At 72.4% G+C, this 19,275-nt stretch carries 21 protein-coding genes; 8 read left to right on the top strand and 13 right to left on the bottom strand.

All coding sequences use genetic code 11. From position 1 onward, the window contains the following. Window positions 1-27: 27 nt before the first annotated feature. Window positions 28-1,260 carry a trypsin-like serine protease gene (locus ACZ7G3_RS02015; RefSeq protein ID WP_470922844.1) on the bottom strand — a complete coding sequence of 411 codons (1,233 nt, stop codon included), beginning with the start codon at window positions 1,258-1,260 and terminating at the stop codon, window positions 28-30. 253 nt (window positions 1,261-1,513) lie between these two features. Here ACZ7G3_RS02015 and ACZ7G3_RS02010 point away from each other — a divergent pair, with 253 nt between their 5' ends. After that, complete coding sequence (locus ACZ7G3_RS02010; RefSeq protein ID WP_470922843.1) at window positions 1,514-2,584, top strand: class I SAM-dependent methyltransferase; 1,071 nt, start codon at window positions 1,514-1,516, stop codon at window positions 2,582-2,584. Here the strand turns inward: ACZ7G3_RS02010 and ACZ7G3_RS02005 are convergent. Together ACZ7G3_RS02005 and ACZ7G3_RS02000 are read right to left on the bottom strand one after the other, a co-directional pair. Next, entirely contained in the window at window positions 2,569-2,817 is a 249-nt protein-coding gene (locus ACZ7G3_RS02005; protein ID WP_470922842.1) for a TetR/AcrR family transcriptional regulator C-terminal domain-containing protein, read from the bottom strand. The genes ACZ7G3_RS02010 and ACZ7G3_RS02005 overlap by 16 nt on opposite strands. Window positions 2,818-2,835: 18 nt before the next feature. Continuing rightward, on the bottom strand, window positions 2,836-4,416 hold the full coding sequence (locus ACZ7G3_RS02000; protein WP_426597106.1) for an acyl-CoA mutase large subunit family protein: 1,581 nt from the start codon (window positions 4,414-4,416) through the stop codon (window positions 2,836-2,838). A 251-nt stretch (window positions 4,417-4,667) separates the two neighbouring features. Here ACZ7G3_RS02000 and ACZ7G3_RS01995 point away from each other — a divergent pair, with 251 nt between their 5' ends. Further along, a complete protein-coding gene (locus ACZ7G3_RS01995) occupies window positions 4,668-5,504 on the top strand; it encodes a L,D-transpeptidase family protein (RefSeq protein WP_470922841.1) in 837 nt (278 codons plus the stop codon). Between the two features lie 191 nt (window positions 5,505-5,695). Here the strand turns inward: ACZ7G3_RS01995 and ACZ7G3_RS01990 are convergent, their stop codons facing one another. The 9 genes from ACZ7G3_RS01990 to ACZ7G3_RS01950 all read right to left on the bottom strand — a co-directional run bounded on the left by ACZ7G3_RS01990 (window position 5,696) and on the right by ACZ7G3_RS01950 (window position 13,661). Beyond that, on the bottom strand, window positions 5,696-6,982 hold the full coding sequence (locus tag ACZ7G3_RS01990) for a hypothetical protein (RefSeq protein WP_470922840.1): 1,287 nt from the start codon (window positions 6,980-6,982) through the stop codon (window positions 5,696-5,698). Beyond that, a complete protein-coding gene (locus ACZ7G3_RS01985; RefSeq protein WP_470922839.1) occupies window positions 6,982-7,644 on the bottom strand; it encodes an RNA polymerase sigma factor in 663 nt (220 codons plus the stop codon). The genes ACZ7G3_RS01990 and ACZ7G3_RS01985 overlap by 1 nt, the downstream gene beginning before the upstream one ends. Window positions 7,645-8,008: 364 nt before the next feature. Then, entirely contained in the window at window positions 8,009-8,923 is a 915-nt protein-coding gene (locus ACZ7G3_RS01980; RefSeq protein ID WP_470922838.1) for a hypothetical protein, read from the bottom strand. Beyond that, window positions 8,920-9,537, bottom strand: a complete 618-nt coding sequence (locus ACZ7G3_RS01975; RefSeq protein ID WP_426597111.1) for an RNA polymerase sigma factor — start codon at window positions 9,535-9,537, stop codon at window positions 8,920-8,922. Before ACZ7G3_RS01975 ends, ACZ7G3_RS01980 begins: the two co-directional genes overlap by 4 nt. Before the next feature lie 102 nt (window positions 9,538-9,639). Further along, complete coding sequence (locus tag ACZ7G3_RS01970; protein WP_470922837.1) at window positions 9,640-9,966, bottom strand: hypothetical protein; 327 nt, start codon at window positions 9,964-9,966, stop codon at window positions 9,640-9,642. A gap of 149 nt (window positions 9,967-10,115) precedes the next feature. Beyond that, window positions 10,116-10,502 (bottom strand): hypothetical protein, encoded by a 387-nt coding sequence (locus ACZ7G3_RS01965; protein ID WP_426597276.1) that lies wholly within the window; start codon window positions 10,500-10,502, stop codon window positions 10,116-10,118. 189 nt (window positions 10,503-10,691) lie between these two features. After that, complete coding sequence (locus ACZ7G3_RS01960; RefSeq protein WP_470922836.1) at window positions 10,692-11,279, bottom strand: hypothetical protein; 588 nt, start codon at window positions 11,277-11,279, stop codon at window positions 10,692-10,694. A gap of 87 nt (window positions 11,280-11,366) precedes the next feature. Beyond that, window positions 11,367-11,936, bottom strand: a complete 570-nt coding sequence (locus ACZ7G3_RS01955) for a hypothetical protein (protein ID WP_470922835.1) — start codon at window positions 11,934-11,936, stop codon at window positions 11,367-11,369. Between the two features lie 111 nt (window positions 11,937-12,047). Further along, complete coding sequence (locus ACZ7G3_RS01950) at window positions 12,048-13,661, bottom strand: beta-N-acetylhexosaminidase (RefSeq protein ID WP_470922834.1); 1,614 nt, start codon at window positions 13,659-13,661, stop codon at window positions 12,048-12,050. A gap of 212 nt (window positions 13,662-13,873) precedes the next feature. Between ACZ7G3_RS01950 and ACZ7G3_RS01945 the strand changes: the two genes are divergently transcribed. The 6 genes from ACZ7G3_RS01945 (at window position 13,874) to ACZ7G3_RS01920 (ending at window position 18,843) form a co-directional block, all read left to right on the top strand. Next, entirely contained in the window at window positions 13,874-14,386 is a 513-nt protein-coding gene (locus tag ACZ7G3_RS01945) for a 2-oxo-4-hydroxy-4-carboxy-5-ureidoimidazoline decarboxylase (protein WP_470922833.1), read from the top strand. Window positions 14,387-14,641: 255 nt separating this feature from the next. Then, complete coding sequence (gene sdhC, locus ACZ7G3_RS01940) at window positions 14,642-15,022, top strand: succinate dehydrogenase, cytochrome b556 subunit (RefSeq protein WP_426523219.1); 381 nt, start codon at window positions 14,642-14,644, stop codon at window positions 15,020-15,022. Between the two features lie 5 nt (window positions 15,023-15,027). Beyond that, entirely contained in the window at window positions 15,028-15,510 is a 483-nt protein-coding gene (locus tag ACZ7G3_RS01935; protein WP_470922832.1) for a succinate dehydrogenase hydrophobic membrane anchor subunit, read from the top strand. Between the two features lie 19 nt (window positions 15,511-15,529). Further along, a complete protein-coding gene (gene sdhA / locus ACZ7G3_RS01930) occupies window positions 15,530-17,284 on the top strand; it encodes a succinate dehydrogenase flavoprotein subunit (RefSeq protein WP_426597117.1) in 1,755 nt (584 codons plus the stop codon). Then, window positions 17,284-18,057: a succinate dehydrogenase iron-sulfur subunit gene (locus ACZ7G3_RS01925; protein ID WP_029394386.1), complete on the top strand. Its 774-nt coding sequence runs from the start codon at window positions 17,284-17,286 to the stop codon at window positions 18,055-18,057. Before sdhA ends, ACZ7G3_RS01925 begins: the two co-directional genes overlap by 1 nt. A 165-nt stretch (window positions 18,058-18,222) precedes the next feature. Continuing rightward, window positions 18,223-18,843 carry a Uma2 family endonuclease gene (locus ACZ7G3_RS01920; protein ID WP_470922831.1) on the top strand — a complete coding sequence of 207 codons (621 nt, stop codon included), beginning with the start codon at window positions 18,223-18,225 and terminating at the stop codon, window positions 18,841-18,843. Between the two features lie 137 nt (window positions 18,844-18,980). Here ACZ7G3_RS01920 and ACZ7G3_RS01915 read toward each other — a convergent pair whose 3' ends face one another. Continuing rightward, complete coding sequence (locus tag ACZ7G3_RS01915; RefSeq protein ID WP_470922830.1) at window positions 18,981-19,247, bottom strand: TM2 domain-containing protein; 267 nt, start codon at window positions 19,245-19,247, stop codon at window positions 18,981-18,983. Between the last annotated feature and the right edge of the window lie 28 nt (window positions 19,248-19,275).

The raw sequence follows: 19,275 nt of genomic DNA, 5'->3' as shown, positions 1-19,275 counted from the left end.
CCGCGCCGCCTGTGACGCCGTGCGACGTCAGCCCAGGGGCAGCGGAGCCGGACCCGCCGGGGCACGGCCCGTGACGCGGAAGGTGTCGGCGTGCTCCAGCGTGAAGTGCTCCCAGCCGCCGACGACGGTCGTCGGGCGGGCGCGCAGCAGGTTCGCGTCGTCTCCGGTGAAGTTGGCCTCGGTGGTGACGTACTTGTCGTTCGCCTCCGACCGCAGGGCGTACTTCTGGCCTCCCTGCGGTACGAGCGTGAACCGCTCCCACCCGTTGAGGGACGCGCTGCGGGCGCGCAGCACGCCCTCGTAGGCGCCGGTCTCGTTCAACTCGGTGGTGACGAAGAGACCGTTGGCCGCGGACCGGAGGCCCACCGTGGCTCCGCCGTCCCGGGTGTGGAGCGTGAACTGCTCCCAGCCCGCCACCTCGTCGCTGCTCGCCCGCAGCATGTCCTCGTGGATGCCGGAGGCGTTCAGGGCGGCGGACACGTACTTGCCGTTCGCCTGCGCCTTCAGGGACCAGCGGGCGACCTGGGTGCCGACCCAGTCCGTGATGTCGTCCAGCCTGGTCTCGACGGCACCGCGGCGGGTCTCCTCGGACCCGAAGCATCCGCCCTGCCAGGAGCGGCTGCTGATCGCGACCAGCTCGTCGCCGCCGGCACCGGAACGGACCGCCGGGCCGCCCGCGTCGCCCTTGCAGACCGCGGCGCCGTCCTGCCCCTCCACGTCCAGTTCCGCGCCGCGGGTTCCGGTGACGGTGAACGTTCCGGCGTGCGCCCGCAGGGGCGCCCATGCGTCCGCGGTGCGTCCGTAGCCGGCGACGGTCAGTTCCTCGCCGTCGACGGGCGCCTCGGCGCTGAGGGGTACTGGAGCGATGTTGTACGCCGGCGCGGACAGCCGCGCCAGCACCAGGTCCCGGTCCGTCCGGGGGACCAGTTCCACGATGTCGCGGACGACTCCGGCCGTCGTGGTCAGGTCGGTGCGTCCCACGGTGACCTTGGCCGGACGGGCCGGCGGGCCCGCGGGGACCGCGGTCGGCTGCGCCGGGTCCTCGGCGAAGCAGCTCGCCGCCGTGACGATCCACCGGGCCTCGACGAGCGCGCCGGAACAGGCGCGGTCCGTGTCACCTATCTCGATCCTCGCGACGTAGGACTTCCCCGCGTCGCCGACCGGCTCGCCCACGGTCGCCCGGGCCGGGCCGGCGACGAGCGTGCCCGCCACGACCAGCACACCGGCGAGCCAGGCGCCGGGTCTCGCACTCTTCATCATGTTTTCCGCATCCCTGTCATGTCTCACGGCATACGCTGTTCGGCGGTTCTCCGCCTCGGTACTTCCACGACTCTGAACGCGTCATGTAATCCCCGGCTCCTTAAATCCGCCTGTACCGGAGGTGTCCGCGAGGTGCGCCACGCCGGATCCGGAGAGTGCCCGTCAGGGCACATTGGGCGATAAGTGTGATGTTCCGCTCATGGGATTGCGCGAGCCGTTCACACGGCAGACGGCGAGGGGGCATGCTCGCCTCATGGCCACTGCGCAAGAGACGCACAAGCACCCCGGTGAGCTGAACGACGTCCCCGGCTGGTTCTGGCCGCTCGACCAGGTGCTGTTCTCCTGGTTCCTGGAGCGGCAGGAGCAGCAGGACACCCGCGGCGACCTGCTCGAACTGGGCGCCTACCTGGGCAAGAGCGCGATCCTGCTGGGGCACCACCTGCGGGACGGCGAGACGCTCACGGTCTGCGACCTGTTCGGGACCGAGCCGCCGGACGCGGCCAACCGGGCGGAGGCGGCGAAGTCGTACTCCTCGCTCACCCGGCAGGCCTTCGAGCAGAACTACCTCTCCTTCCACGACACCCTGCCGACGATCGTCCAGTCCCCCAGTTCCGCGATCACCGCCGAGGTCGCGCCCGGCACCTGCCGCTTCGCCCACATCGACGCCTCGCACCTGTACGAGCACGTCCACGGCGACATCGGCGCGGCCCGGGACCTGCTGCTGCCCGACGGCATCGTCGTCCTCGACGACTTCCGCAGCGAGCACACCCCGGGGGTGGCCGCCGCCGCCTGGGAGGCCGTGTTCAACCGGGGGCTGCGTCCCGTCTGCCTGAGCAGCCAGAAGCTGTACGGCACCTGGGGCGACCCCGAGCCGGTGCGGGAGGAGCTGCTCGCCGCGCTGCGCGGGCGCGACGACTGTGCCGTGACCGTGGAGCAGGCCGCCGGGCACCGGCTGATCCGGGCCCGCGCCAAGGGCAAGCGGATGCATCTGCCCTCGCTGCCGCCCTCGCGGCACCCGGCACCCGCGGCGACGCCGAGTCCGCAGGCGCCCGGTTCGCCCGCGCCGGCCTCCTCGGCGCAGCGGCCGGATGCCGCGCCGGTGCCGGAGCAGACCAAGCAGGCCGGTCCGGCGGACCGCGCGGCACGGGCGACGCGGCCGCCGACTCCGCGCGACCGCACCCGCCGTCTCGCGCTGGACCTGCTGCCGCCGGCCGTCACCCGTGCGGTGCGCCGGTACCGGGCGGCGCAGCGGGCGAAGGCTCCGGGTACGGGTACGGGTACGGGTACGGGTACGGGTACGGGTACGGGTCAGCCGAGGCGGTAGGCGGTCCCGATCCCCTCGACCACCAGGGCCGGGCCCTCCTCGAAGTGCCGCTCGCAGTCCGTGAAGACCTGCGCGCCCGCCTGAGCCGTCCAGGGGTATTCGGCCGTCAGGCGGGCGCGTTCGTCCAGGCCATAGCCCTCCCGGCGCTCTCCGGGCAGCGGGTGCGCGCCCTGTTCGGAGCCCTCTCCACGAGCCTGACCGGGAACGTGACCTTTTCGCCCCCGATCACCCATGCGAGGTATTGGCCAGGCTCAGAAGGCATCCGAGGGCACATACGTCCCCCAGACCTCCCGCAACGCGTTGCACACCTCGCCCACCGTCGCCCGCGCCCGCAGCGCGTCCTTCATCGGGTACAGGACGTTGTCCTCCCCCTCGGCCGCCTTCTTCAGGGCCGTGAGCGCGGTGTCCACCGCCTGCTGGTCGCGCTCGGCGCGGAGCTTGGCGAGGCGTTCGGCCTGCTGGGCCTCGATGGCCGGGTCGACGCGGAGGGGCTCGTACGGCTCCTCCTCGTCGAGCTGGAAGCGGTTGACGCCGACCACGACCCGCTCGCCGGAGTCGGTCTCCTGGGCGATGCGGTAGGCGGAGCGCTCGATCTCGCCCTTCTGGAAGCCGTGCTCGATCGCCGCGACCGCGCCGCCGAGGTCCTCGACCTTCCGCATCAGCTCCAGCGTCGCCGCCTCCACGTCGTCGGTCATCTTCTCGACGACGTAGGAGCCGGCGAACGGGTCGACGGTCGCCGTCACGTCCGTCTCGTAGGCGAGGACCTGCTGCGTGCGCAGGGCCAGCCGCGCCGACTTGTCCGTCGGCAGCGCGATCGCCTCGTCGAAGGAGTTGGTGTGCAGGGACTGCGTGCCGCCCAGGACCGCGCCCAGGCCCTGCACCGCGACGCGGACCAGGTTGACCTCGGGCTGCTGCGCGGTCAGCTGCACCCCGGCGGTCTGGGTGTGGAAGCGCAGCATCAGCGACTTGGGGTTCTTCGCGCCGAACTCCTCGCGCATCACCCGCGCCCAGATCCGGCGGGCCGCGCGGAACTTGGCGACCTCCTCCAGGATCGTCGTACGCGCCACGAAGAAGAAGGACAGCCGGGGCGCGAAGTCGTCGACGTCCATGCCGGCCGCGACCGCCGTGCGCACGTACTCGATGCCGTCCGCCAGCGTGAACGCGATCTCCTGCGCGGGCGACGCGCCCGCCTCGGCCATGTGGTAACCCGAGATCGAGATGGTGTTCCACTTCGGGATCTCGGCCTTGCAGTACTTGAAGATGTCCGCGATCAGCCGCAGCGACGGCTTGGGCGGGAAGATGTACGTCCCGCGCGCGATGTACTCCTTCAGCACGTCGTTCTGGATCGTGCCGGTCAGCCGGTCGGCGGCCACCCCCTGCTCCTCGGCGACCAGTTGGTAGAGCAGGAGCAGCAGCGAGGCGGGGGCGTTGATCGTCATCGACGTCGACACCTTGTCCAGCGGGATCCCGCCGAACAGCACGCGCATGTCGTCGATCGAGTCGATCGCCACGCCGACCTTGCCGACCTCGCCGCTCGCGATCGGGGCGTCCGAGTCGTGCCCCATCTGCGTGGGCAGGTCGAAGGCGACCGACAGTCCCATCGTGCCGTTGGCGATCAGCTGCTTGTACCGGGCGTTCGACTCCGTCGCCGTACCGAAACCGGCGTACTGGCGCATCGTCCACGGCCGGCCCGTGTACATGGACGGGTACACGCCCCGGGTGAAGGGGTACTTCCCCGGCTCGCCCAGCTTCTCCGCCGGGTCCCAGCCCGCCTGGGCATCGGGCCCGTAGACCGGTTCGATGGGCAGTCCGGACTCTGACTCGCGCGCCATGGTGTGATGCCTCCCGCTGAGCACATGTTCGAACTGCTCGAACTATCCGTCAATTGCTCGCCACTGCAGACCGATCGTCCGACGGACTGTATCCGCGCGCGTGCGCCCGGTGGAGAGGCCCACGCTGGGACCTTGCTCACAACCTTGTCGCGGTCCCGGTCACAACGATGCCGCGCCGTTCGCGGAGCGTCATCCGCGGGGAACATCTCGGGGGACGTCCGTGCGGGACGGTGAGACGGCGGGGGGCCGTGATGCGTATGACGCGGGTGGGAAACAGGGGGAGGGCGGCCGCCGTCGCCCTCGGGGCCGTACTGGCGGCGGGCGGCTGCACCGTGCAGGGCACGGTCGCCGACGACGGGGGGCGCGCGCCGGTGCACATCGACGTCACCGGCGCGCCGCCGAAGCACACACCGGCCGGCGACCGGCCGTCGAGCGCGCCGCCCGCCCGCGGCGAGCCCCCGGTGCTGTGGAGGCGGGGCGACACCGGCCGGGACGTCCGCGAACTCCAGGCCCGGCTGCGTCAGGTGGAGTGGCTCGTCGACGGCCCGACCGGGACGTACGACGACCTGACCGAGCGCGCGGTGAGCGGTTTCCAGGGCAAGCGCGGGCTGCCCGTGACGGGCCGCACCGACACGGTCACCTGGCAGCGGCTGCTGGGGATGTCGCGCGAGCCGGGCAAGTGGGAGCTGTACCTGATGGGCGGGCAGCCGGCCGCCGCACCCGACCCGCGCTGTCTGACCGGCCGGGTGCTGTGCGTCAGCAAGTCGAGCCGGACGCTGCGCTGGATGGTCGACGGACGGACCGTGTCGACGATGCCGGTGCGGTTCGGCTCCCAGTACACGCCGACCCGGGAGGGCGTGTTCCGCGTCTACTGGAAGTCCCGCCACCACGTCTCGACGCTGTACGACTCGGCCATGCCGTACGCGATGTTCTTCAGCGGCGGCCAGGCCGTGCACTATTCGCACGACTTCGCCGCCCGCGGCTACGCGGGCGCCTCGCACGGCTGCGTCAACGTACGGGACGAGGCGGCGATCGCGGAGCTGTACGCCCAGGTGCGCGACGGCGACAAGGTCGTCGTGTACCGGTGAGGCGGCGAGGCGCACGGGGAAGGGGGGCGGGGGGGGGGGGGGGGGGGGGGGGGGGGGGGGGGGGGTGGGGGGGGGGGGGGGGGGGGGGGGGGGGGGGGCACCCCCCCCCCCCCCCCGCCAAGGTGCACGAGCCGTAGGTACGGGGGGAACCCCGGCTCGGTGCAACAGCCGATGACCAGTCGGCTCACTCATTACTGCGCCATGGCGCCCGAAAGTGTCACACCCGCGGCGGGGAAACCCTCCAGAGTCCGCGAAAGCGCAGGTCGGAGGGCATCTCCGAGAGCGGACGAGGCGTGCGCCGGGTATGCCGGCCGCTGCTGGGGCAGAGGTGGGTGGGCCCAGGGGGCGTGCGGACCGTGGTGGTGCCCGACGGGCGGGGTTATGTGAGGGCCGTCGTCGTCATCGTCCTTGCCGCCCTTGTCACCGCCACCCTTCTTTCCGCCTTCGCCCCCCTTGCCGCCGTTGCCGCTGTTGCCACCGTTGCCGCTGTTGCCGCTGTTGCCGCTGTTGCCGCTGTTGCCGCTGTTGCCGTCTTTGTCGGGCTTGTCGCCCTTGCCGTTCCTGCCGCCGGAGCCACCCGAGTCCTTCCCGGTCTCTCCGGACTCGTCGGGCTCCCTGCCGTCCTTGCCCCTGCCGCGGCCCGGGGCGGCGCCGACAGACCCGGCGAGGAGGTCGCCGCAGTACTTCCCGACCCGGGACGAGCCCCCGGCCGCGTCCTTCAGCGCACGCCCGCGGGGGCCCTCCGGTTCCCTGCCGGCACGTACGTCACGGCAGGCCGCCACGAGCTCCGGCCACCCTCCGCCGGAGCCGCTTTTCGCCCGGTCGTGGGAGGTGTCGCCGGAACCCGGCCCGGGGTCGGAGCCGCGGTCCCCGGCCGTGCCGCCGTCCGCGCCGTTCCCCGCGCCGCCCCGCTCCGGCGCGCCGCGCGCCGGACCGCCGGGCGCCGATCCGCCCTCCACGTCGTCGAGCGGCGCGGGCGAGGCGGGCGGGCGGTCGGGGGACGCGGCGGCCGAGACGGTGGCGGCGGGTTCCGGTTCGGCGCCGTCGAACGGCGCCGGCAGGACTCCGGTTCCGGCGGCGACCGCCACCCCGCCGACCATGCCGGCGGTCAGCGCGGCGGCCAGCCCGAAGCGCAGCGGACGGCTCCAGCGGGGCCGCCGGGCGCCGTCGCCGCGCGGGGCGATGCGGACCAGTCCGGCGTCGGAGGGCTGTGGGCCGGTGCCGCCCCCGGCGGCGGCCGGCGTTCCCGTCGGCGCGGCCTTCCGCTCGGCCCGCGCCGCGCGGAAGGCGGCCAGCGCGGCGGCCTCGCCGGGGAGTTCCTCGCCGCTCGGGACCGGTGGCGCGGAGAGTGCGCCCAGGGCCCGGGCGAGCCGCTCGGCCCGGTCGCGGTCCGCGGGGGCGACAGCCTCGAGTGACTCTCCGCGCAGCAAGATCTCCGCCGTTTCGCGGTCCAGCCACCTGTCCTGCTCGTCGGCCATCACATGTCCTTCTGCGTCCGCGCACGCGTATGCGTCACAGTCGCGGACGTCACCGCACGGTGGTGCGGTTCTCGCTGAGGCGGCAGGGCGTCGAGCCCGCCACCCGATTCCGGATCGCCGCCGAGCAGTTCGGCCAGACGCTTCAGGCCGCGGTGCGCCGCCGTACGGACGGCGCCGGGCCGCTTGCCCAGTGTCTCGGCGGCACTCTTGGCGTCGAGGCCCACCACCACGCGCAGGACGACGGCCTCGGCCTGGTCCTGGGGCAGCCGGGCGATGAGGGAGAGAGTACTGCCGGTGGCCAGGGCCTCCATGGCCTCGTCCGCGGTGTCGGACTCGGCGGGCCTGCCGGTCAGCTCCGTCTCGTCACCGCCCGTCGCCGGCCGGCGACCGCGCATGCGGATGTGGTCCAGCGCGCGGTTGCGGGCGATGCGGGCGGCCCAGCCCCGGAACCGGTCGGCGTCGCCGTCGAACCGTTCCAGGTCACGGGCGATCTGCAGCCAGGCCTCGGACGCCACGTCCTCGGCGTCCAGGTCGCCGACCAGTGTCCGCACGTATCCCAGCAGCCGCGGATGCACCGCGCGGTACACAGTCCGGAACGCGGTCTCGTCCCCGTCCTGTGCCGCACGCACCGCGGCGGTCAGCTCCGCGTCGTCCCCCAGCACCGAGCCTCTCTTTGCGCCTCAGCCGGCGCCGCTCTCGCGGACCGGGTACTCGCCGTCGTCGTGGTCCCTCACTTGATGGTCGCGGTGGTCCACTGCGGGTGTGGAGCGGGAGTGAGGCTCCCACTGATCGGCGCGAATGGCACGTTACGTCTTGAAACCGCCACTCGTCCATGTCCTCATCCCATTGCCGTACAAGATGCAACTAAGCCGTGACGCGGTGGGGTGTGACAGAAAACGCAGTCGCGGCGCTGTAGGGAGTACGGGCCGCCGCGCGGCCCGTGCCGCGCGACGGCCGGGGCCTCTCCTGTGGGGGGTGGCGGCTCCGGCCGTTGCCTCGGCCACCTCGCCCGTCGCCGGTGCGAGGTTACTGGCCCTTGCCGGGGGCCCGGTCCGCCGACCCCGTGCCGCCTCCGTCGCCGTTCCCGTTCGCCGCGTCACCGGCGTTGCCGTTCGAGCGGCCCGGCTGGGCCGGCCCGGCCGCGCCGCTCGGCCTGTTCGTGTCCCCCGGGGTCCTGGGGGTGGCAGGGGTTCGGGGGGTGCCAGAGGCTCCTGGGGTGCGCGGGGTTTCCGGGGTGTTCGGGGTTTGCGGGGTGCCCGGGGTGCTCGGCCGGTCCTGTCCGGCGCGCTGCTCAGCGCAGTAGGAGGCCACGTTCCCCGGATCGCCCGCCGCCGCGACGAGCCCCTGCCAGGCCGTGGCGTCCAGCGCCTCGCCGCGGCCCTCCAGCCGCTCGTACGCGCGGCAGCGGGCCTCCGTGTCCCGGGCGGCGGCCGGGCTGTCCGGCCTCGCGGAGGTGGCGCCGGGAGCCGTGCGGCCGGGGCGCGGGGTGTTCACCGGCCGGACCTCGGTGCCGCCCGTGGAGGCAGGCGGACGGGAGGGGTCCGGCCCTGCGGCGTTCGTGGCCGAGCCGCCTCCGCCGCCGATCGCCGCGTACGCGACGCCGCCCAAGGTGATGCTCGCGAGCAGCACCGAGAGCGCGGTCTTCAGCGTGCGCCCCGCGCCTCTGCGTTCACGCGGGCGCCAGTCGTCCCGCCGGCGACTGCGCGCCGCCCGGCCCGGCGCAGCGTCCAGGGCGGCCCGGAACGCGGCCACGGCCCGTCGCTCGCCCTCGGCGTCGACGTGCTCGTCCCGCAGGGCGGCGGCGAGCAGCCGCTCCGTCCCGGGGGTGTCGTGGCGGACGGGACGGGGTCCGGCATGGCCACCGCCTTCGCCGTGCTGTGCGCCCATGTCCGCCTCCGTTCCCGCTCGGTCGGCCGGGACGCCGCCGTCGGTGCCCGTCATGTCGACTCCCCCAGCGTCCTGGGCGCGTCATCCGTCACCCGGTCGACACCCATCTGCCGTGCCAGCCGCTTCAGTCCCCGGTACGTCGCCGTGCGCACCGCGCCCGGCCGCTTGCCGAGGACGCGCGCGGCGGACGGCCCGTCGAGGCCGACGACGACCCGCAGCAGCACGGCCTCGGCCTGGTCGCGGGGCAGTCCCGCGACCAGGGCCAGGGCGGCCTCCGTGGACAGCGTCTCCAGTGCCTGGTCGTGCGTGGAGTGCGGGCCGGGCAGGTCCAGGACGTCCTGTTCCAGTGCCGTCGCCCGGGGCCGTACCTTCTGGCGGCGCAGGTGGTCCAGGGCCCGGTGCCGGGCGATCGTCGCCGTCCAGCCCCGGAAGCCGGCCCCGTCGCCCCTGAAGCGCCGCAGGTCGCGGGCTATCTCCAGCCACGCGTCCGACGCGACGTCCTCGGCGTCGTCCCCGACGAGTCCGCGCAGGTAGCCCAGCAGGCCGGGCTGCACGAACCGGTAGGCGGCCGCGAAGGCGGCCTCGTCACCTTCCTGGGCCCGCGCGACGGCCGCGCCCAGTTCCCCGTCGTACACCTGTACGCGACGGGGTTCACCTCGCTGGCCCAAGAACCGTCCTCGTCCGTACCGAGTTCTCCGCGCGCTCGGGTGAGCCCGCCCCCACGGTCATCAGCGTCGGCGCGCACGGAAGTGTCACAGGGAGCGGACGTGTCACGGCGCGCGGTGCGGACGGAGGGCCCTCACGTGACGGCGGGCCGCACGCGCCGGGCCCGCCCGGCGCACGCGGACCTCGCCGGCGTGGGCGCCCGGGCCGCGCAGTGTGCCGGGTGCCCGCTCGTGGCCGGTGCCGCCCTCGCGCACTCCGCCGATCGGGAAGTCGACGATCCGCGGGCCGGCCGGGGAGCAGTCCAGCGGCAGCCGGTCGCCGGCCGTGGCGCGGCGGACCGACGCCGCCGCGTGAGCCCGCACCGCGCGGGCGCGCGGTATGCGGCCGCCCGCCTCGTCCCGCTGCTCCATCCGGACCACCCACCCCTTCACGCCGGTGACGGGAGTCCGCGCCCGCGGCCCGGCTCCCACACTGATCCAGCGGACGGGGCGCCCCGGGTGTCACAGGTCCGCGGCCGGTGCGCCGTTTCCGCACACCCCATGACAGGCGAATCGTTTCCGCACGGTCCTCGGCCGGGCCCTCACCGGGTCGCCCCCGTGTCCCGGCACAGCAGCCGGAGCGATCCGTCGCCGGCGAAGCAGCGGCGGGCCTCGTCGATCGGGTCCCACAGCCGTCCGTCGGGGGTGCGGACCCAGTGGTCGCCGCCGGTCGCCCACCATTCGCCACCGGTCTGCCGCACGATCACCTCGCCCGCGTAGGCGCCGAGTCCGCGCAGCACCGTCTCCACGGCGGCGTACGGCGCTCCCTCGCACCGGATGCCGTCGATCACCCGGTCGACGCGCCACAGGCTCTGCGCCGAGTAGTCCAGGCGTATCCGGGCGCCCTCGCGCATCGTGGACACGGCGTCCGCCGCCCACCGCACCGGCTTCGCGGCGGCCGACGGCCGGGTTTCCTGCTGGGTCGTCAATCCGCTGGTCACAGTCGTCACATGTGCTGGAGCGCCGCCGGGCCGACTTTCGTCACACGGTTGCGCGGGCCGTTCCGCAACCGGCGCAGGACCACCCCACGTCCACCACGTCCGCCGCACCTCCGCCGCACGACCGTCACAGACGGGGGCGGTGGCGGACCCGCGGCCGTCCGGTGGCCGGTACGGCGGTCAGCCCCGTCCGCGCGCCCGGCGGGACACCACCGCGCGCAGCACCCGGCGGCCCTCCGTGGAGACTTCCATGGCCCGGCGCAGGCCGGCCGGGCCATGGCCGGCGAGCACTTCCAGGACGGTGACCTGGCGGCGCAGTTCGGCCGCGACGAGCGGCGACAGTCCGTCCGTACCGCCCTCCTCACCGCCTTCCGCACCGCCTTCCCCGCGGGCGGCGGCCTCGGTGGCGGCGTCCACCGCGGGGTCGAGGAGCCGGTGGACGCGGAGCGAGGCGACGGAGCAGGCGTCGGCCCACGCCCGTATCCCGGCGCCGGAGCACTCGGCGGGCACGGCGGCCAGCATCCGGCGGGCCAGGAGCACGGCCTCGTCCTCGCCCTCGGCGTCGGGACCGGCGAGCCTCTCGCGCACCTGCGCCAGCCCGGTTGCCCAGCCGGGCCCGTCGCCGGCGTCGCCGGCGAGGCTCGCCCACAGGGGCCTGAGGACCTCGTCGTCACCGCCCAGCAGGGGAACGCAGCGATCGAAACAAGCCAGTCCACTCCCGGCGAGTCCGCGTGCGTCGGCCCGCGCGATCAGTTCCACCAGGCTCATCCGATGCCTCCCTGTTCCTGCCGCTCCGTCCCGTTCACCACCACGGAGCCCGCACTTCCCCTTACTGCGTGCGACGGTCCGGGAGTGTCACAGCGGCACCACACCCAGCCGGTCGAGGAACCGGAAGAAGAGGTTTTCGGCCACCGGTCCGTCCTCGTGGGCGGCATCAGCACCGGCACCGGCGACTGCTTCGGCACCGGCCTCGGCACCGGCCCGCGGGTCGGCCGACAGCACCTCCGCCAGTTCCCCGGCGCTCGCGGTGCGCCCGGCCTCGGCGGCCCAGGCCACGGCACGCTCGGCGGCGTCCCGGGGCTCCAGGAAGTAGTCCTCGAGGGTGAGCCCGTCGTTCTCGGCCCCGAGGTACCCGGCCATCGCGGCCCGGGCCAGGCAGGTCGTCCACGCCCCGCTGTCCGGCGCCGCCGCCTCCACGACCACGCAGTCGCTGTCCATGACGTACCCGAACAGCGCGGGCGCGCCGGTCTGCCCGGCCAGGTCGTTCATGTTCCCGACGTCTCCGTCGCCGCCCGGGAACTCCCACACCTGCCAGCCGTCCGGCGTGGACCGGCGCAAGGTCATGTCCGCGGCGCCCGACAGCGCGTCCAGTTCCGCGAGCGGCCGCTCGGCGCGGCCCACGACGAAATACCCCCAGTAGCCCATGTCCCGGCTCCCCCCGGCGTGTCGGTTCGGCTCGTCCACAGACCACCACAGCCGTACGGGAGTTCGCAGCCGTATCGGACAATCCGCGCGGTGCCCGGGGGGCGTGCGGAATCAGTCGAGCCGGTTCGCCAGCGCCTTGAAGTCCGCCCAGGACAGCTCGGGCTCGTCCGGGTCCCACAGCTTCTGGACCGTCGCCGCCAGGGGCAGCCGGATGCCTTCGGCGACCTGGGCCTGCGTCTGGGCGTTCGGCAGGTCTCCCCAGACGGCGAAGCTGCCGCCCAGGATCTGGTCGTCGTACTTCGCGTCGACCGGGGTGGTGCCGCGCACGACGCGCGGGGTCCACTGCTCGTAGATGCGCTCGCCGGTCGGGTAGACGAAGGTCTGCGGCTCGCCGAGCACGTAGTAGAGGAACTCGTCGTTGTAGTTGAGGACCTCGCGGCCCGCGCTCAGGTACTCCGTCGGCGGGCGGGCGCCGATCTCCTTGCCGGTCCAGTAGGCGACCTTGATGTCCTTCAGGGGTTCGACGGACGTGTCCTTGAAGAAGCCGTCGTTCCAGGCGCGCGGTATGCGGTCGTGGGCCAGGGCCGTCTCGGCCCGTCCGTTCAGCCAGCCGGTGGTGAGGTCGGCGACGGTGGCACCGGAGCCGTACGCCTTGCGCGCGGCGGCGGCGAGCTGCGGGTAGGACGCCTCGGGGTCCGCCACGACGAGCGCCTGGTACTCGTCGGCGCCGAGGTGGAACCGGGAGCCGGGGAAGAGGCCGGCGTACTCGTCGATCAGGTCGTCGACGATCTCGGCGGCCTCCGGCTTGGAGATGTCGATCGCGCCGCGCGTGGGCGTGCCCTGCGCGTCGCGCAGCTGGAGGTCGGGGTGGGCGGCGATCACCGCACCGAGGTGGCCCGGCGAGTCGATCTCGGGGACGACGGTGATGTGCCGGGAGGCGGCGAGGTCGATGATCTCCTTGACCTCGGCCTTGGTCAGGTGGTCGTCGGAGACGATCTCGGGGTGCGAGTCGGACTCGATGCGGAAGGCCTGGTCGTCGGAGAAGTGCAGGCCCAGTTCGTTGAACTTCAGGTCGCCGAGTTCGCGGATCCGGTCCTTTATCCAGTCGGCGTCGTAGTGCTTGCGCGCGATGTCGAGCATGAACCCGCGCCGCGGCTTGGCCGGCTCGTCCTTCACGACACCCTCCGGCGCGGTGCCGCCGCCGTCCACGGCCTGCTTCAGGGTGCGGGTGCCGTAGTAGACGCCCGCCTCGGCCGGCCCGCTGAGGGTGACCCGGCCGTCACGCACGGTCATGGTGTACGACTCGGGGTCGGCACCCTTCTCCGCCCTGACGTCCAGCAGCACGTCCCCGGCGCGCTCGTCGCCCCTCTCCCCCGCGTACGTCAGCCCCAGCTCGCCCGCTATCAGGCGCCCCTCGTCGGCGAGCCCGGCGTCGGCGACGACGACGCGGTGCGCCTTCTCCGGCTGCCAGCCGGGGCCGCGGGCCGGGGTGTGGTCGCGTACGGCGGGTATGGTGAGCGGCTCCTCGGACAGCGGGTAGGAGCGGCTGGGGCTGGGTTCGGCCGCCGCTTCGGACGGCCCCGCGGCCGGGCCCCCGGGCCCGCCGCCCTCACCGTCGGTGGCCCACAGGCCGACTCCCAGACCGAGCGAGGCGACCACCGCACCGGTGATCACGGCCCGCTGCCTCACCTTGCGCGCCGGTGTCCGGCGTTCGTGCTGGCTCACAGCGCCAACCTACGGCCGTGAGCTCCACCATGCGTCCACCACATGTTCTGAAACTCTCCCGTTCGAGTGAAATTCGGGCATCGGACGGACACGTCATGCCGTCACTCGATAACGTGACGCCACATCTCTCGCACGATCCCCTGCCGACACACACGTGAAGCCCACGAGGAACCACGCTGCCTGCGCACCGTCTCCCAGACCTCCCCGGCCGAGTGGCCATACCGGTACCGGCGCAAACCCGCGTCACACCGGTAACCGCCTCCTCACTGGAGCACTTCAACACCGCCCCCGCCGACGAGGCCGTCGAGGCCCTCCTCACCTGCCTGAACAGCCACCACTGGGCCCACCGCCTCGCCGCCCACCGCCCCTACCCGGACCTGCCCGCCCTCCTGGCGGCAGCGGACGAGGCGGCGTACGACCTCTCCCCGGACGACCTGACGGAGGCGCTGGCGGCGGAGGCCCTGCCGGCCCTGCCCGCGGACACGTACGCGGCGGCCCACACGGCCCTGGGCGCGGCCACCGCGGTCTACGAGAGCCGGTTCGGACACGCGTTCGTCATCTGCCTGGACGGCATGCCCGCCAACGAAGCGCTGGACCACGTACTCGAAGGCATCCGGTCACGATTGGCAAACGATCCGGAGGAAGAACGCGGAGTCGCGGCGGAGGAACTGCGGCACCTGGCCAGGGCCCGGCTGGCCGACTCCCTGAGCAGCCCGGCCCCCTGACACCGGCGGCTCCGCGGCGGGGCGCGGCCGGCCACGGCCGACCCGCGGCCCACACCCGGCAAACCGCCCGAACCACCCTCCTGCGGCCCGTCCGCTGCTCTTTTGAGTGCAACTTTGATCACACAGGCAGGCCCCCCGTAAGCGCCGCAGGCAACCGTCGCTACGATGCTGGGGGCCGGTGGACCGTACCCGGCCGGGCCCGACCGACAAGGAAAGCCGGCGCGGCCCCAATCCCCGCTCCCGGAGGAAACTTCCGTGCCGGCTGGAACGCTGTACCGCGGCCGGGAAGGAATGTGGTCCTGGGTGGCTCACCGAGTCACCGGCGTCCTCATTTTCTTCTTCCTGTTCGTCCACGTGCTGGACACCGCTCTCGTCCGTGTGTCCCCCGAGGCCTACGACACCGTCGTGGCCACCTACAAAACGCCGATCGTCGCGCTGCTGGAGTACGGCCTCGTCGCGGCCATCCTCTTCCACGCGCTCAACGGCCTGCGCGTCATCGCCGTCGACTTCTGGGTCAAGGGCGCCCGCTACCAGAAGCAGATGCTCTGGACCGTCGTCGGCCTGTGGGTCGTGCTGATGATCGGGGCGATCTACCCCGTCCTCGGCCACGCCGCTCGTGAACTGTTCGGGAGCTGACGCCAATGTCCACGACTGAATCCCCCGCTTCCGGAGTCGGCCCCGTCGAGGGTGCCTCGGTCTACACGGTCGACAACCCGGCGCCGCTCATCGAAGCCCCCCGCCAGCGCACCAAGAAGACCCCCAGGTCCACCCGGGGCAACTTCGAGATGGTCGCGTGGCTGTTCATGCGCCTGTCCGGCGTGGTGCTGGTCGTCCTGGTCATCGGCCACCTGCTCATCCAGCTGGTGCTGGACGGCGGTGTCTCGAAGATCGGCTTCGCCTTCGTGGCGGGCCGCTGGGCCTCGCCGTTCTGGCAGGTCTGGGACCTCCTGATGCTCTGGCTCGCGATGCTGCACGGCGCCAACGGCCTGCGCACGGTCATCAACGACTACGCGGAGCGTCCGAACACCCGGCTGTGGCTCAAGGGCCTGCTCTACACCGCCACGGTGTTCACCATCCTGCTGGGCACGCTGGTGATCTTCACCTTCGACCCGAACATCCGCTAGGCACGGGGCTGCGAAAATCATGAAGGTACACAAGTACGACACCGTCATCGTCGGCGCCGGTGGCGCCGGCATGCGCGCGGCCATCGAGTCGACGAAGCGCAGCCGCACCGCCGTCCTGACGAAGCTCTACCCCACCCGCTCCCACACGGGCGCGGCGCAGGGCGGCATGGCCGCCGCGCTGGCCAACGTGGAGGAGGACAACTGGGAGTGGCACACCTTCGACACGGTCAAGGGCGGTGACTACCTGGTCGACCAGGACGCCGCCGAGATCCTGGCGAAGGAGGCCATCGACTCGGTCCTCGACCTGGAGAAGATGGGCCTGCCGTTCAACCGGACCCCGAACGGCACGATCGACCAGCGCCGCTTCGGCGGTCACAGCCGCAACCACGGCGAGGCCCCGGTCCGCCGCTCCTGCTACGCGGCCGACCGCACCGGTCACATGATCCTCCAGACGCTGTACCAGAACTGCGTCAAGGAGGGCGTGGAGTTCTTCAACGAGTTCTACGTCCTGGACCAGCTGATCACCGAGGTCGACGGCGTCAAGAAGTCCGCCGGTGTGGTCGCCTACGAGCTGGCCACCGGCGAGATCCACGTCTTCCAGGCGAAGTCCGTGATCTACGCGTCCGGCGGCACCGGCAAGTTCTTCAAGGTGACGTCCAACGCGCACACCCTGACCGGTGACGGCCAGGCGGCCGTGTACCGGCGCGGGCTGCCGCTGGAGGACATGGAGTTCTTCCAGTTCCACCCGACCGGCATCTGGCGGATGGGCATCCTGCTGACGGAGGGCGCCCGCGGTGAGGGCGGCATCCTCCGCAACAAGGACGGCGAGCGCTTCATGGAGAAGTACGCGCCGGTCATGAAGGACCTCGCGTCCCGTGACGTCGTCTCGCGCTCCATCTACACGGAGATCCGCGAGGGCCGCGGCTGCGGTCCCGAGGGCGACCACGTCTTCCTGGACCTCACCCACCTCCCGCCGGAGCAGCTGGACGCCAAGCTGCCCGACATCACGGAGTTCGCGCGGACCTACCTCGGCATCGAGCCCTACACGGACCCGATCCCGATCCAGCCCACCGCGCACTACGCCATGGGCGGCATCCCGACCAACGTCGAGGGTGAGGTCCTCGCGGACAACACCACCGTCGTCCCGGGCCTGTACGCGGCCGGCGAGGTCGCCTGTGTGTCCGTCCACGGCGCCAACCGCCTGGGCACCAACTCGCTGCTGGACATCAACGTCTTCGGCAAGCGGGCCGGCATCGCGGCGGCGGAGTACGCGCAGAAGGCGGACTTCGTCGAGCTGCCGGAGAACCCGGAGTCCCTGGTCGTCGAGCAGATCGAACGCCTGCGCTCCTCCACCGGCACCGAGCGGGTCTCGACGCTCCGCCGCGAGCTGCAGGAGTGCATGGACGCCAACGTCATGGTGTTCCGCACCGAGCAGACGATCAAGACGGCCGTCGAGAAGATCGGCGAGCTGCGCGCCCGCTACAAGAACGTGGCGATCCAGGACAAGGGCAAGCGGTTCAACACCGACCTGCTGGAGGCCGTCGAGCTGGGCAACCTGCTCGACCTGGCCGAGGTCATGGCGGTGTCCGCGCTCGCCCGCAAGGAGTCGCGCGGCGGTCACTACCGCGAGGACTTCCCCAACCGCGACGACGTCAACTTCATGCGCCACACCATGGCGTACCGCGAGGTGGGCGACGACGGCGCCGAGTCCATCCGGCTCGACTACAAGCCGGTCGTCCAGACCCGCTACCAGCCGATGGAGCGTAAGTACTGATGGCTACCCCTGTCATGGAGAAGAGCGACAAGGCCCCCGAGCCCGGCTTCGCCGACTCCCCGTACATCACGGTCACCTTCCGCGTCCGCCGGTTCAACCCGGAGGTCTCGGCCGAGGCGACCTGGGAAGACTTCCAGCTGGAGATCGACCCGAAGGAGCGCGTCCTCGACGCGCTGCACAAGATCAAGTGGGACCTGGACGGAAGCCTGACCTTCCGCCGTTCCTGCGCGCACGGCATCTGCGGGTCGGACGCCATGCGGATCAACGGCAAGAACCGCCTCGCCTGCAAGACGCTGATCAAGGACATCAGCCCCGAGAAGCCGATCACGGTCGAGCCCATCAAGGGCCTGACGGTCCTCAAGGACCTGGTCGTCGACATGGAGCCGTTCTTCCAGGCGTACCGGGACGTGATGCCCTTCCTGATCACGAAGGACACCAACGAGCCGACGCGTGAGCGCCTGCAGTCCGCCGAGGACCGCGAGCGCTTCGACGACACGACGAAGTGCATCCTGTGCGCCGCCTGCACGTCCTCGTGCCCGGTGTTCTGGAACGACGGCCAGTACTTCGGCCCGGCCGCGATCGTCAACGCGCACCGCTTCATCTTCGACTCGCGTGACGAGGCCGGCGAGCAGCGGCTGGAGATCCTGAACGACCGCGACGGCGTCTGGCGCTGCCGCACGACCTTCAACTGCACGGACGCCTGCCCGCGCGGTATCGAGGTCACCAAGGCGATCGCCGAGGTGAAGCGGGCGCTGATCACGCGCCGCTTCTGACGTCCGCCGGCGCCTGACGCCGTACGTCCGTGAGGGCCCCGTCTCCGCTGGAGACGGGGCCCTCTGGCATATGCCACACGATCGGGTGACGGCCGCCAAAAGCGCCTCACGGGCCTTTCCCTGCCTACGATGACGCTCGCGGCACCAGCCCCTGGGAGGCACGTGATGTCCGCAGCATCCGTCGAGCGGCACCTCGGCTCGCGTCCGCTGATCACGCAGGCGAACCGCCTCATGGACCGCAATCCGGGCTACCGCGTCGAGATCATCGGCTATCAGCTCCTCGTGCCCCCGCCGCCGGACGGCCCGCACGCGCGCGTCCTGACCAAGCTCATGCGCCCCTTCGTCGCAGCAGGACTGGACGACGGTCCCACCGAAGTCCTCCAGGGCGTCGGGCTCTGGCTGCCCACCGGCACCGAGGATCACGCCATCCCCGACCTCGCGGTGGTGGACGCGGACCTCGACGCCCACAGCGTCGAGTTCAACTGCTATGACCCGGTCTGCTTCCGCCTCGTCCTGGAGGCCACCTCCAGCAACTACGAGACCGACCTGCGGACCAAGGTCGCCACCTACGCCGAGGCCGAGATCCCGGTGTACGTGATCGTCAACCGCAGGCACGACCGCCTCCACGTCCTCACCGGCCCGGACGGAGGCGACTACGCCACCCACCGCGTCCACTCCCCCGGCGAGCGGGTCACCCTGCCCGGCCACCTCGGCGCCGAGGTCACCCTGGACGTCGCCGAGGTCCTCGCCGCCGGACGGCACAGGACCGCGCCCGGCCAGGACTGACGGTCGCGGGCCCGTTCCAACGGGCGGCGGCACCACCGCGTCGATCGGTGGTGCCGCCTTGTTCTGTCTTCAGCATCGGTCGGGGCCCTCGGCCGTTACGGCCGCGGGGAGCGGTCCCGGGCCCCGGTACGCCGGGGTCAGCCGCGCAGCGGACGGCCTTGCTTGTCGGTGCGCTCGTTGCTGACCAGGAAGATGATGCCGTCGATCAGTGCCCAGAAGCCCAGGCCGCCGCAGGTCAGCAGCTGGGCGACGCCGACGCCGACGGAGCCGACGTAGAAGCGGCCGATGCCCAGGGTGCCCAGGAACAGCTGGAGGATACCCGCGACGATCTTCGACTTGTCCGAGTACGGACGGCCCTGCGGGTCGACGCCGAAGGGCGCGGCGGCATGCGGGGGAACGGTCATGGTGGTGCTCCTGGGGAGATGTGGGACG

It is taken from the genome of Streptomyces sp. NPDC037271 (assembly GCF_055603605.1).
The sequence above is the reverse complement of the archived record's forward strand: the minus strand, read 5'-3'. Positions and strand labels throughout refer to the sequence as shown.